Annotated in this window: 12 protein-coding genes; 11 read left to right on the forward strand and 1 reads right to left on the reverse strand. The window is 72.7% G+C overall.

What is annotated here, in order from left to right:
- The first annotated feature begins 402 nt into the window (after window positions 1-402).
- A complete protein-coding gene (locus B4N89_RS31040) occupies window positions 403-1,680 on the forward strand; it encodes a YhgE/Pip domain-containing protein (protein WP_078979814.1) in 1,278 nt (425 codons plus the stop codon).
- A gap of 35 nt (window positions 1,681-1,715) precedes the next feature.
- On the opposite strand, the gene B4N89_RS31045 is transcribed toward B4N89_RS31040, so the two are convergent.
- Complete coding sequence (locus B4N89_RS31045) at window positions 1,716-2,837, reverse strand: acyl-CoA dehydrogenase family protein (RefSeq protein ID WP_101897383.1); 1,122 nt, start codon at window positions 2,835-2,837, stop codon at window positions 1,716-1,718.
- Between the two features lie 485 nt (window positions 2,838-3,322).
- Between B4N89_RS31045 and B4N89_RS31050 the strand changes: the two genes are divergently transcribed.
- The 10 genes from B4N89_RS31050 (at window position 3,323) to B4N89_RS31095 (ending at window position 13,123) form a co-directional block, all read left to right on the forward strand.
- Window positions 3,323-4,360, forward strand: coding sequence for a dipeptidase (locus B4N89_RS31050; protein WP_078979816.1), 1,038 nt, complete (start codon window positions 3,323-3,325; stop codon window positions 4,358-4,360).
- Window positions 4,357-5,505 (forward strand): M20 family metallopeptidase, encoded by a 1,149-nt coding sequence (locus tag B4N89_RS31055; protein ID WP_078979817.1) that lies wholly within the window; start codon window positions 4,357-4,359, stop codon window positions 5,503-5,505. The genes B4N89_RS31050 and B4N89_RS31055 overlap by 4 nt, the downstream gene beginning before the upstream one ends.
- Complete coding sequence (locus B4N89_RS31060) at window positions 5,502-6,302, forward strand: GNAT family N-acetyltransferase (protein ID WP_078979818.1); 801 nt, start codon at window positions 5,502-5,504, stop codon at window positions 6,300-6,302. Before B4N89_RS31055 ends, B4N89_RS31060 begins: the two co-directional genes overlap by 4 nt.
- A 43-nt stretch (window positions 6,303-6,345) precedes the next feature.
- On the forward strand, window positions 6,346-7,446 hold the full coding sequence (gene menC / locus B4N89_RS31065) for an o-succinylbenzoate synthase (protein ID WP_078979819.1): 1,101 nt from the start codon (window positions 6,346-6,348) through the stop codon (window positions 7,444-7,446).
- A gap of 443 nt (window positions 7,447-7,889) precedes the next feature.
- The gene (locus B4N89_RS31070) at window positions 7,890-8,210 is read left to right on the forward strand and encodes a hypothetical protein (RefSeq protein ID WP_078979820.1); all 321 of its coding nucleotides are present in this window, start codon (window positions 7,890-7,892) and stop codon (window positions 8,208-8,210) included.
- Window positions 8,211-8,361: 151 nt separating this feature from the next.
- Entirely contained in the window at window positions 8,362-10,338 is a 1,977-nt protein-coding gene (locus B4N89_RS31075) for a LodA/GoxA family CTQ-dependent oxidase (RefSeq protein ID WP_235619012.1), read from the forward strand.
- Window positions 10,335-11,480 carry an FAD-dependent monooxygenase gene (locus B4N89_RS31080; protein ID WP_078979821.1) on the forward strand — a complete coding sequence of 382 codons (1,146 nt, stop codon included), beginning with the start codon at window positions 10,335-10,337 and terminating at the stop codon, window positions 11,478-11,480. The genes B4N89_RS31075 and B4N89_RS31080 overlap by 4 nt, the downstream gene beginning before the upstream one ends.
- A gap of 15 nt (window positions 11,481-11,495) precedes the next feature.
- On the forward strand, window positions 11,496-11,813 hold the full coding sequence (locus tag B4N89_RS31085) for an MFS transporter (protein ID WP_143658150.1): 318 nt from the start codon (window positions 11,496-11,498) through the stop codon (window positions 11,811-11,813).
- Window positions 11,814-11,981: 168 nt separating this feature from the next.
- On the forward strand, window positions 11,982-12,557 hold the full coding sequence (locus tag B4N89_RS31090; protein WP_078979823.1) for a Uma2 family endonuclease: 576 nt from the start codon (window positions 11,982-11,984) through the stop codon (window positions 12,555-12,557).
- A 14-nt stretch (window positions 12,558-12,571) separates the two neighbouring features.
- The gene (locus B4N89_RS31095; RefSeq protein WP_078979824.1) at window positions 12,572-13,123 is read left to right on the forward strand and encodes a Uma2 family endonuclease; all 552 of its coding nucleotides are present in this window, start codon (window positions 12,572-12,574) and stop codon (window positions 13,121-13,123) included.
- The last annotated feature ends 18 nt before the right edge of the window (window positions 13,124-13,141 follow it).

A 13,141-nucleotide genomic window follows, 5' to 3' on the forward strand; every position in this document is an offset into this window, starting at 1 on the left:
ACCAAGGAGACGGGGTCCACGGTCTACGACACGCTCAAGGTGCAGATCAACGGCACCACCCTCGCCACCTACTCCAACGTCGGCGCCACCGGTGCCTACGTGCAGCGCACGGTGAACCTGAGCGCCTACAAGGGCCAGACGGTCACCCTGCAGTTCGCGGGCGCCGAGGACTCGTCGCTGACCACCACGTTCCTCGTGGACGACGTGACGATCTCCTGACCGCGCGCGACCGATGACGGCCCTGCTTCCGGCGCCCCACGCCGGGAGCAGGGCTTTCGGGCGTACCGGGCGCGCGCGGGTTTGGCCGTCCGCCGATCCGGCGACCATCTCGCCCACGGTGGCCGTACCCCGCCCGGACGGGCGCGCGGCGGCCGGACCGCCCCGCCGTGCGTCTGGAGAACGATGGCCTCGAATCAGTCCGTGCCCTGGGTCGGCGCGTGGCGGGTGCTGCGCAATCCGCGGATCTGGGCGGCCCCGTCGATCATCGTCGGCCTGCTGGCCTTCCTGCTGTCGATGCTCTACATGGGCGGCATCCTCGATCCGCGGGCGGATCTGCGCCGACTGCCGATCGGCGTGGTGGACGCGGATCGCGGCGCCGGAGACGGGACGCCGGGCCTGGGCGCGCGGATCGCCGCGGGGATCGCCGCCGCCCCCGGCGACGCGGTGTCCTGGAAGCGGCTGGACGAGGCGGCGGCCCGCCGGGACCTGGCCTCCGGCAAGCTGTACGGGGCGATCCTGGTGCCGGCCGGCTTCACCGCGTCGGTGGCCGCGCTGAACGCACCCGCGCCGAACACGGCCGCGCCGACCCGCCCGACGATTTTGGTGCTGACCAACCCGGGCGTGGGCAGCCTGGCCTCGTCGCTGGCCACCTCGATCGCGCAACAGGCCGTCCACGGCGCGTCGTCGCAACTCGCCGCGACACTGGGCGCGACCCCGCCGACCGGGCCGGACACCGCCGCCGGCCGGTTGCTGCGCGCCGATCCCATCGCCGTCGCCGTGACGGTCGGCCACGGCATCGGCCCCCGCAGCGGCCTGGGCCTGACCGCGTTCTACTACACGCTGCTCCTGGTCCTCGCGGGCTTCCTGGGCGGCAACATCATCGGCAACATGGTCGACGTCGCGCTGGGCTACACGGCGAGCGAGATCGGCCCGTGGCGTACCGAACGACCGCTTGTGCACATCACCCGTACGCACACCCTCGCGGTCAAGTGCGCGATGTCGGCGGTGTTGTCCGTGCTGACCGCCACGCTGATCATGGTGGCGACCGTCGGCATCCTGGACATGGACGCCGCCCACCTGCCGCTGCTCTGGATCTTCTCGGTCTGCGCGACCACCGCGGTCGGCATCGGCGTCCAGGCGATCAACGCGGCGTTCGGCGGGATCGGCCAGTTGGTGAGCATGTTCGTATTCATCGTGCTGGCGCTGCCCTCGTCCGGCGCGACCATCCCGCTCCAGGCGTTGCCGTCGTTCTACCGGGTGTTGTCGGTCTTCGAGCCGATGCGCCAACTCAGCGACGGCGTCCGGGCCATCCTGTACTTCGACGCCCGCGCCGACGCGGGTCTGACCCGGGCCTGGATCGGGATCGGGTTCGGGATCGTCGCCGGACTGGTCTTCGGTTTCGCGATGACCGCCTACTACGACCGCAGGCAACTGCACCGCGTCCCGCCGAAGACCGGGTAGTTCGCGGCGGTCCGGATCAAGGCCGTGCCGGTCGGTCAGGGCCCCACCGCGGCCAATCCGGCGGCGTCGCGGCGAGGGGGCCGCGGGTCGCCGCCCGTTCCGGTCGGGGTCGCCCGGCGGTGCAGGGTCGCGGCCTCGCGGGCGTAGCGGTGTACCGGGAACTCGTCGGCCGCCGCGCCCAGGATCCGTACCGCCGCCGTGCTCGTCTCCATCGCGGCCTCCACGGCGACCAGTTCGGCCACCGACGCCTGGCGGGTGTACGACAGGCCGGCGTCGCGGCGGCGGGCGGCGTCGAGGTACATCGCGCGGGCCGAGTCGATCGCGCCCGCGCATTCGGCCACGACCCCGCGGTCGGGTCGGGCGGCGAAGTCGGTCGCGATCTCCAGCGCCGCCTGGGCCAGTCCGGTCGCACACGCCGCCGCGCCGAGCCGGCCGGCGTCCAGGATCTCGAACGCGATCCGCAGGCCCCGGTCCCGGACGCCGATCAGCCGTTCGGGTTCCAGGTACACGCCGTCCCAGTAGGCGGTGGTGGTCGGGAAGGCGCGCAGCCCGAGCGACTGCTCGGGCGGGCCGAAGTAGAGGTATTCGTCGGCACCGGGCGCCAGGAAGCACGAGACGTCGGGCCGCGCCGGGCCGGTGCGGGCGAACACGGTGTGGAAGTGCGCACGCCCGCCGTGCGCCAGCTCGACCTGGGTGCCGACCAGCAGGTGACCGCCCCTGGTCCGCTCGGCCCGGCAGGCCACCGCCGACGGGTCGGCGCCCACATGCGGCTCGGCGCGGCCGTGGCCGCCGATCAGCACGCCGTCGAACATCCCCGGCAACCACTGCTCGCGCTGCGCGTCGGTACCGTGCCCGGCCGCCGGCAGGCACGCCAGCGTGTGCACGTGCAGCGCGTCGGCGAGCCCCACCCAGCGCACGGCCAACTCCTCCAGGACCTGGAGGTATACCTCGTACGGCTGGCCGCCGCCCCCGTAGCGCACCGGGTAGGGCAGCCCGGAGAGCCCGGCCCGCCCGAGCGCGCGGAACAGCCCCGTGGGGTAGAGCGCTTCGGCCTCGCAGGCGCCGGCCCGAGGCGTGAGCTCCCGATCCCCGAACGCCCGCGTGCGGGCGATCAGGTCGTGGGCGGCATCAGAGGGGAGCAAACGGTCGACAGGCACGGGCGCCTCCCAGGGCCGACGAACGGCCCGGCCAGAAATCCGGGTCGGACGCCGAACCCGCACGACACCCCCCGCACCGGAGCCGCCCGAACCAACCCCGGGAAGCCCGGGACACCTGCGCACGGTAGAGCGCCGGCCCCCACCCACGGATCGTCCACCACGACAAACCCGACCCCCCTCCTTCGTCGCCGCCACCCACCCCCGGCCCCCACCATGCCCCAGCGCTCCCCGCCGGCCCCGCCCGGCTCGGGCCGGCCACCCGCCCGCGGGCTGCCGTCGTCCTCCCCCGCGCCTTCGCAGGTTCTTGCCGCCGTTCCCGTGGGCTCTTGTCGGTCCCCGTCGGGTGCGCGAGCGTTCGGACGGGCTGTGTCGTCGTGGCTTTGTGCCCGGTTACGGAAACCATCGACAGCATTGGTCATTCGGACGAAGCACTCGGTGCGCGCCGCCGCCTAGCGTCGCTGACACACCGACCGGAAGGATTCGACATGGGTTCCGACCTGCACACCCGCGCCGTCGTCGCGGATACGCACAACGACCTGTTGATGGCGGTGGTCGAGCGACCACCCGGACGATGGGCGAGCTTCTTCCGTGAGCAGTGGTTGCCGCAACTGCGCGAGGGCGGCGTGGACGTACAGGTGCTGCCGGTCTTCGTGGACGACCAGTTCCGGCCCGAGGGCGCGTTGCGCCGCACGCTGCGCATGGTGGAGTGCGCGCACGCCATCGCCGAGGGCAATCCGGACGACGTGCGCCTGTGCCTGAACGGGGACGACATCGACGCGGCGCTGACCGAGGGCCGGATCGCCCTCGTCCTGGCCCTGGAGAGCGCCCCCGGTGTGGACGCCGACCTGGAGCTGTTCCGCACCCTGTACCGCCTGGGCGTCCGGGTCGCCTCGATCGCGCACTGGGGCCGCTCCCCGCTCGGCGACGGCAGCGGCGAGGACGCCACCGGCAGCCGGCTCACCCACGCCGGCGTCGAGGCGCTGCGCGAGATGGAACGCCTCGGCATCGTCTTCGACATCTCCCACCTGGGCGCCTCCGGCGTCGCACACGTGTTGCAGGAAGCCACCCGCCCGCTGCTCGCCAGCCACTCGGCGGCCCGGGCGCTGTGCGACCACCACCGGAACCTGACCGACGAGCAGATCCGGGGTGTGGCCGCCACGGGCGGTGTCGTCTGCGTCAACTTCGTGCCGGACTTCCTGAGCACCGAGCGCGCCGAGCAGACCATCGACCGCGTCGTCGACCACATCGAGCACGTGATCGGCGTGGCCGGCATCGACCACGTCGGGATCGGCCCCGATTTCCTGCGCGAGGTGCTGGCCGACATCACCCCGCCGTGCTGCGAGGGCGTCGACTACACCGGCGTGGATACCTCAACCACCCTGCCGGGCCTGGACGGTCCGGCCGAACTCCCCGCGCTGACCGAGGCGTTGGTCCGGCGCGGCTACGGCGAGAAGGAGATCATGGCGATTTTGGGCGGCAACGTACAGCGGCTGTTCCGCGCCGAGCTGGGGCGGGCCCGATGACCGGCCCCACGCCCGGCCCCGCGAGCGCCGTCTCCGCCTTCGACACCGACGCCATGCTGGCCGATCTGGCCGAGTTGGTGACGTGCGAGTCCTTCTCCGCCGACCTGGCCGCGGTCGCCCGCAGCGCCGAGGTGGTCGCCGCGCAGGGGGCGCGCCTGCTCGGTGCCCAACCGCGTCGGATCGTGCTCGACGGCGTGACCCATCTCCAGTGGACCTTCGGCACCCCGCGCGTACTGCTGGTCGGCCACCACGACACGGTGTGGCCGATGGGCTCGCTGACCACGCATCCCTGGTCGGTGCGCGACGGGATCGCCCGGGGGCCGGGGTGCTTCGACATGAAGGCCGGCCTGGTCCAGATCTTCCACGCGCTCGCCTCGCTGGACTCGCTCGACGGGATCGGCGTGCTGATCACCGGCGACGAGGAGGTCGGCTCGACCAGCTCGCGGGGGCTGATCGAGGACGCCGCACGCGGCTGCGCGGCGGCGTTCGTCCTGGAGGCGTCCGCCGACGGCGGCGCGCTCAAGACCGCGCGCAAGGGCGGCTCGCAGTACGAACTGGTCGTGCACGGCAAGGCCGCGCACGCCGGTCTCGAGCCGGAGAAGGGGATCAACGCCGCGATCGAGGCCGCGCACCTGGTGCTCGCCCTCGGCGGCCTGGCCGACGTGGTCGACGACGGGGCGGCGGGTGACTGGCGCACCACGGTGACCCCCACCGTGGTCCGGGCGGGCGCGGTGTCCAACACGGTGCCGCCGCACGCGGCGGTGACGGTCGATGTACGGGTGCCCACGCGCAAGGCGCAGGACCGGGTCGACGAGCTGATCCGCGCGCTGCCCACGACCGTGCCGGGCGCCCGGGTCGAGGTGTTGGGCGGCCCCAACCGCCCGCCGCTGGAGGACGCTTCCTCCCGCGCGTTGTTCGAGCTGGCCGGCCTGACCGCGGCCTCCCTGGGCCTGCCGCCGCTGCGCTCCGCGGCGGTCGGCGGTGCCTCCGACGGCAACTTCACCGCCGGCATCGGCTGCCCCACCCTCGACGGCCTCGGCGCCGTCGGCGGCGGCGCGCACGCCGACCACGAGCACGTGATCGTGGCCGAACTGGCCCCGCGGGCCGCGCTGCTGGCGGGCCTGATCGACGCGGTGCGGCGATGAGCGCCCCCGTGCTCAGCGCCCCGGCCATCCGGGAGCTGCACGAGCTGGACGAACTCGAGGCCGTCTGCGCGCTTTTCTGCGAGATCTGGGGCACGCCGGCGAACAACCCCCCGATCAACGTGGAGCAGATGCGCGCGTTGTCGCACGCGGGCAACTACGTCGCCGGCGCCTACGCGGACGGCCGGCTCGTCGGCGCGACGGTCGCCTTCTTCGGCGCGCCGGTCGCCCGCACCATGCACTCGCACATCACCGGCGCGCTTCCCGGCCACGCGGCGGGCCTGGCGCTGAAGCTGCACCAGCGCGACTGGGCGCTCGATCACGGCCTGCACCGGATCACCTGGACGTACGACCCGCTGATCGCCCGCAACGCGCACTTCAACCTGGCCAAGCTCGGCGGTGTGATCGACGCCTACCTGCCCAACTTCTACGGCGCCGTGGACGACGCGATCAACGCCGGCACCGACACCGACCGTGCCATGGTCGGCTGGGACCTGGCCGAACCGCGCGTGGTCGCCGCGGCCCGCCACGTGTTGATCCCGGTGGTCGTACCGCCCGGCGCGGTGGCCGCGCTGACCGATCACGACGGCCGGCCCGTGCTCGGCCGCACCGACGCCGAGGACCTGCTCGTCGGCGTCCCGGCGGACATCGAGAAGCTGCGGCACACCGACCCGGCCACGGCCCGGGACTGGCGACTCGCGCTGCGCGAGGTGCTGGCCGGGCTGCTCGCCGACGGCGCCCGGGTGACCGGCTTCCACGGCCGATCCCGATACGTCCTCACCCGCAGGCCGGCCGCATGACCGGCCACCGAACCACCTCGAACCGATCAGGAGTCCAGGCACCATGAAGATCAACGCAATCGAACTGCGCCGGATCGCGATGCCGCTGCGCGCGCCGTTCCGCACCTCGTTCGGCGTCGAGACCGCCCGAGACATCGTGCTGGTGCGTGTGGTCACCCCCGAGGGGGAGGGCTGGGGCGAGTGCGTGGCGATGTCCGAGCCGCTGTACAGCTCGGAGTACGTGGACGCCGCGCTCGACGTGCTCAAGCGTTTCCTGATCCCCGCGCTGCCGGAAAAGGTGGACGCGCGGGCGGCGAAGCGGGCGATGAAGCCGTTCAAGGGCCACCGGATGGCGAAGGCGGCGCTGGAGACGGCCGTGCTGGACGCGCAACTGCGGGTCTCCGGCGAGTCGTTCGGCTCCTTCCTCGGCGCGTCGCGCGAGCGGGTGCCCTGCGGGGTGTCCGTGGGCATCATGGACTCGATCCCCGAACTCCTGGAGGCGGTGGACGGGTTCGTCGAGGAGGGCTATGTCCGGATCAAGCTGAAGATCGAGCCGGGCTGGGACCTGGCGCCGGTGCGCGCGGTGCGCGAGCGGTTCGGCGACGACCTGCTGCTCCAGGTGGACGCGAACGCCGCGTACACCCTGGCCGACGCCCGGCAACTGGCCAAGCTGGACGACTTCGACCTGCTTTTGATCGAACAGCCGCTGGCCGACGACGACCTGGTGCAACACGCCGCGCTGGCCAAGCAGTTGAAGACCCCGGTGTGCCTGGACGAGTCGATCGAGTCGGTCGAGCACGCCGCCGCCGCGATCACCCTGGGCGCGGCCTCGATCATCAACATCAAGCCGGGCCGGGTCGGCGGCTACCTGGAGGCCAAGGCCATCCACGACCTGTGCGTGGCGCACGGCGTGCCGGTCTGGTGCGGCGGCATGTTGGAAACGGGCCTGGGCCGCGCCGCCAACGTCGCCCTCGCCGCGCTCCCCGGCTTCGTGCTCCCCGGCGACACCTCGGCCTCGCGCCGCTACTTCGCCACCGACATCACCACGCCGTTCGAACTCGCCGACGGGCACCTCGACGTGCCCACCGGCCCGGGGCTGGGCATCGACCCGATCCAGGACATCCTGGATTCGGTGACCACGTCCAGCGAGTGGATCAAGTTCTGAGACACCGGGTGCTCGGGGCGACGTCCCCCGGCGCTCGCTGAAGAACCCGCGGCGCCCGGGCGATCGACCGGTCGTCGGATCACCACCCGATCCGACGACCCGATCGTCCGGGTGCCTTCGGCATGCGCATCGGGCGCCGGGCGCGCCCATCGGCCCCGGCACGGGCGTGCGCATGTGGACGCCGTGCGCGTCGACCGGCTCCATCCGCATCATGAGACGCGTTGGACGAGGCGTGGCGGGTGTGCGAACTTCGATGTCATGCGGCGTCGGGCGATTATTACCGACGGCGTGCCGACACCGGGCTGACCAGGACGACCAATTCCCTGCGGCCCACCGTCCGCACGCAGACCTCTCGCGCTTCGCGAGGGGTCTTTCTGTTTTCTCCGACGGTTCGCATCGAAACCGCGCACTCACCCCCACCCACGACAGGAGCACAGCGACCCATGGTTGACGACGGCGCCCAGGTCCTCGATGTCGCTCGGTACGCACCACCCGCCCAACCACTCGGCCCACCGCCGCAGTCCCGAACCGCCGAGCCCGGGATCGCCCGCCTGGTGGCCCGCATGCGCCATCACCATGGCTCGCTGGCCCGGGTCGCCACCGTCCTGAACAACCACGGCGTGCACCGACTGACCTACACCTCGACCGACCTCGGCGCCGCCACGGTGGAGGTGAGCGTGCATCCGCGCGATGCCGCTCGGGTCGAGGCCAGGCTGCGCCGACTGGTGGAGGTCACCGAGGTGACCCGCCTGTCGGCCGACTGACGCGCGCCGCCGCCGGGATCGCCGCGCCCCGCCCGGGCGGGGCGCGGCGATCCCGGGAGTGTCACCCGAGTGGGCCTTGCGCCGGGTACGCGCGGTTGACGAGCGTGTAGGGGCGCGCGCGACTGGGACGCACGACGGCGACGGGAGTGTTGTGAGCGACCGCAACGGCAGCGGCAGGACGGGCGATGCGATCGTCCGACTACGGATCCACCCGGCCATCGGCATCGCGCGTGTGGGCAACAGCACGCGCCCCGACGGCTGGTTCCTCGGTCCCGAGACCCCGAACCCGCCGGTTTCCCCGACGGGTTCGTTCAAGGACCCCGACGGCGCGATCAAGCGGCAGGCGGCCCGGTTCCGGCTGTACGGCTACACCGCCGACGGCCGGGTGGTGCGCGAGGTGACCACCTCCGACCCGGGCACCAGGATCACCTGGGGCGTGCACGTGGCCAACCGCAAGGCGGGCTGGTACGAGTTCCATCTGCCGCTGGACATCCCCGACTCGCGCGACCCGGCGGCCAAGCCCTCGGTGCGGCGCAACCCCCGGGTCGGCGACCGGGGTTCGCTGGTGATCGACCCCGGCCGCAAGACCCTGGACGCGGCGAGCGGCGCGGTCGTGCCGTTCACCGGCGGCCGCTTCCTCGGCCGGGTCGACGTGCCGCTGGGCGAGATGCACGCCGACGAGGCGGGCCGGTTGGTGGTGCTCGGCGGACACGGCACGTCCGGCTCCCCCGACCACACGCCCCTGGCCTCGGTCACCAACAACGACGGTTGGTACGACGACATCTCCGACGGGCCGGTCACCGCGACGGTCACCGTCGACGGCATGCCGATCCCGGTGGATCCGGCGTGGGTGGTGGTCGCGCCGCCGAACTTCGCGCCCGAGGTGCGCACCCTGCGGACCCTGTACGACCTGCTCTTCGACGTGTTCGTCTCGACGGGGCAACTGCCGTTCCCGGCCACGGTGTCCTTCGGCGAGCACATCGAGCCGATCCTGCGCCGGTTCTGCGAACTCCAGTGGGTCAACGCGGGGTTCGCCGCGCAGTTCGGCTGGGCCGGTCCGCGGCACTTCCTCGACCCGGACAACCTGGCCCGGCTCGGGAGTCCGGCGGCCGAGTATCGCGAGGTGCGCCGGCAGGTGTACACGGCGCTGCGCGACTACGGCCGCGACGACAAGTCGCCGATGCCGTGGCCGTGGATGTACGGGGACGGCATGGCGAGCGTGCCGCGCACGGTGCGGCAGTACATGACGTTGTCCCCGACCCAGGACCGGATGTTGCTCGCGTGGTCGCGGGGCGAGTTCGATCCGGCGCCGTTCCCGGGCCACCCCTCGAGGGTGGAGGACGCGCCGCCGGCGGCGCGGCCAGGGTTGTTGGATCGGGCCGCGTTGGACTTCTGTGTGGCCGACGCGTTCCATCCGGGGATCGAGGTGACCTGGCCGATCCGGCACGCGTCGATGTTCGCCGAGCCGTTCCGGATCCTGCCGCGCGCCGAGGGTGCGCCCGATCCCGACTACGGCGACACGCTGACCCCGGACGAGGCGCTGGCCGCCGACGGGCCGTTGCACGCGCAAGGCCCGGGAGACCTGAGCCGATGGATGGCGGTGCCGTGGCAGACGGACACCGCCGGGTGTCGGGCCGGGTACGAGTCGCAGGCCGGGCTCGGGCCGCGCTACGACCCGTACGTGCCCACGTTCTGGCCGGCGCGCGTGCCGAACCACGTGCTGAAGCAGAGCGACTACGAGACGGTCAACCGCCCGGACGGCGACGGCTCGGCGGACCGCGAGGCCGCCTTCGCGCACCGCGCGGTGTGGCTGCGCGGCCTGACCGGGAGCACCCCGCAGGAGCAGCGCCGGCAGATGGTGGACGGCTGGTACAAGCTCGGCATCGTCGAGACCCGCCCCTACACCGTGGGCGACGGCCGCTTCCCGCAGGTGATGCAGGTCGAATCGACACCCGAGCCGCCGTTCGACCAGGCCGCCGACACCAACAACCTGGTCAACGTGCACGTCCCGGCGCGGATGGAGGTGGAGACGGCGACCGCGGCCGTGGTCGAGGCGACCGGGCACGACTCCGCGGAGGTGACGGTGGGCTACGTCGACAACATCGACCCCTACCTGGACACCCCGTGACCGGGGCCGGGGCGCCGCCCGACCGTGGGCGCCACGAGGTGATCGTGGCGGGCGGCGGTCCGGCCGGCGCCTCGGCCGCGATCACCCTGGCCCGGGCCGGTCGTTCGGTCCTGCTCGCCGACGCGGGTTCCGGGCCGCCGGCGATCGGCGAGGCGCTGCCGGCGGCCGCGGGGCGGCTGTTGGTGGACCTGGGCGTGGCCGAGCACGTACCGGGGCCTGGCCATCTGCCGTGCCACGCCACGTTGTCCGCGTGGGGTTCGGCGCGGCCGGCCACGGTGTCGGGCATCGCCGACCCGTACGGATCCGGCCGGCATCTGGACCGCGCCCTGTTCGACGCACGGCTGCGCGAGGGCGCCCGGGCGGCGGGCGCGGAGGTCGCCGAACACACCCGGGTCGGCGTGCCGTCGCGGCGTCCCGACGGCAGGTGGTCGGTACCGCTGCACCGCGGCGATCGGCACGAAGTCGCGGTCTGCGACCGGCTCGTGGACGCGACGGGCCGCCGCGCGGCCATCGCGACCGGCATCGGCGGCGCGCGCCGCCGGACCCGGGACGCACTGGTCGCGTTGCACGTGACCCTGCCGGACGTGCCCGTCCGGTATACCGACGCGAGCACCCTGGTCGAGTCGGCCCCCGACGGCTGGTGGTACACCGCCCTGGTCCCCGGCAACCGAATCCTGATCGTCTACTTCACCGACGCCGACTCGCCGACGCACGGGCCCGGCAGGGACGTCGCCTTCCGCGCCCACCTCGCCGAGACCACCCACACCGCCGCCCGAGTGGCCGCCATCCCCTTCCCCCACGACCCGGCCCCGCGCCGCGCCCCGGCCCACAGCGCGCACCTGGACCGCGTCGTCGGCGACGGCTGGATCGTGGTCGGCGACGCCGCCGTCGCCTTCGACCCGCTGTCGTCCCAGGGCATCCTCACCGCCCTGTACACGGGCCTGACCGCCGGCGAGGCGATCGACGCGAGCTTGGCGGGCCACCCCGGCGCCCTCGACGCGTACCACGATCGCATCACCACCGTGCTCGACGCCTACCACCGCAACCACCACGACGCCTACGCCGCCGAACAACGCTGGCCCGACCGCCCTTTCTGGCGCCGACGCCACCAACGCGCCCCGCTGTCGGCCATTGTTGACTGATGTGTACAGAACTGGTTGGCGTCCTCTCATGAGCAGGCCGCGCGAGTGCCCACCGCGATCCTGGGCTTCGCGGTCATCCCCGGCATGCAGACCCGGGTCCTGACCACCGCCTCCTCCGCCCCCACCCTGGCCATGGCCGTCAACGCCTCCGCCTACCAACCGGCCGTCGCCCCGGGCGCCTGGCTCGGCGGCCACACCGCCGACGGCCCGGGCCTACGCGCCATCCACCTCCTGGCCGCGACCATCACAACCCTCGGCATAGCCATCAGCACACACGCCCACCACCAGGGCCGCCCCCGAACCCGAACCCCCGAACCGGCCAACACCCCCTGACCCGCTCACTCGTTGGGGGGACAACGACCAAGACCCCACCCCGACGTGGAAATCCACGCGTACGGTTCCCCCGACGACAGCACATCGGCCCGGTTGATGGCCCCATGGGCGGTCGGCGGCAATCATGGACGAATGACGCGACGCGAGCCACGGGAACGGAGGCCACCGATGAACACGGTGACCGAACGTGCGGGCATGCCCGTCGAACAGTTCGAGGGCATCGCCCGCGATACCGCCGAAGCACTACGGCTGGAACTCATCGGCGGCAGGGTGGGGGTAAAGGCGATGCCCGACGGGGACCACGACGAGTTCGTCGTGTGGCTGATCGAGGAGTTCACCCGAAGGCAACGCGAGCTTTCGGTGTATCCCGAGCGCGGCCTCCGCGTCGAGCGCTATCGCAACGGTCGCGCCCGCCCGGACTGCACCGTCGCACCCCGGCGCAGTTTCGCCGGCCACGGCGAGTGGGCCGACCCCGCGGCGGTGCTCATGGTCGTGGAGGTGACCTCGTTCGACCCGGACACCAACCGCCGCGACCGCGAGGACAAGCCGCAGGCATACGCCGAGACCGGCATTCCGCTCTATCTTCTGATCGACCGCGACAGTTGCGAGACGATCGTGTACAGCGAACCGGACGGCGCGAAATACACCAACGTCGTCCACCGCCCGTTCGGCAGCCCCCTCCACATCCCCGCCCCGATCGAGCTCACTCTCGACACCGACCCCCTCCTCGACCTCGTCCGGTGATCGCACGGGAGGGTATGGACGCCGAGGAGTTCGAGGGCATCGAGCGGGTTGCCGACGGCGAATTCGTGCGATTGGAGCTTGTCCGAGGCGAGATGCGGACCACGGCGCGGGCCGATGGCGATCGTTCCGAGGCCGTGGCATGGCTGATACGGACGTTCGTACGACTGCGGCCGGAATACTCGCTCTACTCCGGGTACGGACTCAAGGCCGAAGTCGACCATCGTGGGCGGCTCCGGCCCGATGCCGTGCTCGCGCCGGCGGGCAGTTTCGCCGGCCACGGCGAGTGGGCCGACCCCGCGGCGGTGCTCATGGTCGTGGAGGTGACCTCCTGCGAGCAGGCGCGTGATCGGCGTACTCGCGAGGAGAAACCCCTCGTGTACGCCGAGACCGCCATCCCGCTCTGCCTCGTGATCGACCGCGACGGGCGCGAGACGGTCGTGCACGGCCGGCCCGAGAACGGGGTCTACACCACCGTTGTCCGGCACCCCTTCGGCACGCGCGTGCGCCTTCCCGCGCCGGTCGACCTCACGTTCGACAGCGATCGCCTGCTGAGCCTGGGTCGGTGATCGCTCGCCGGTGGTGGG

This window comes from Embleya scabrispora, from assembly GCF_002024165.1.
GTDB classification, from domain to species: domain Bacteria; phylum Actinomycetota; class Actinomycetes; order Streptomycetales; family Streptomycetaceae; genus Embleya; species Embleya scabrispora_A.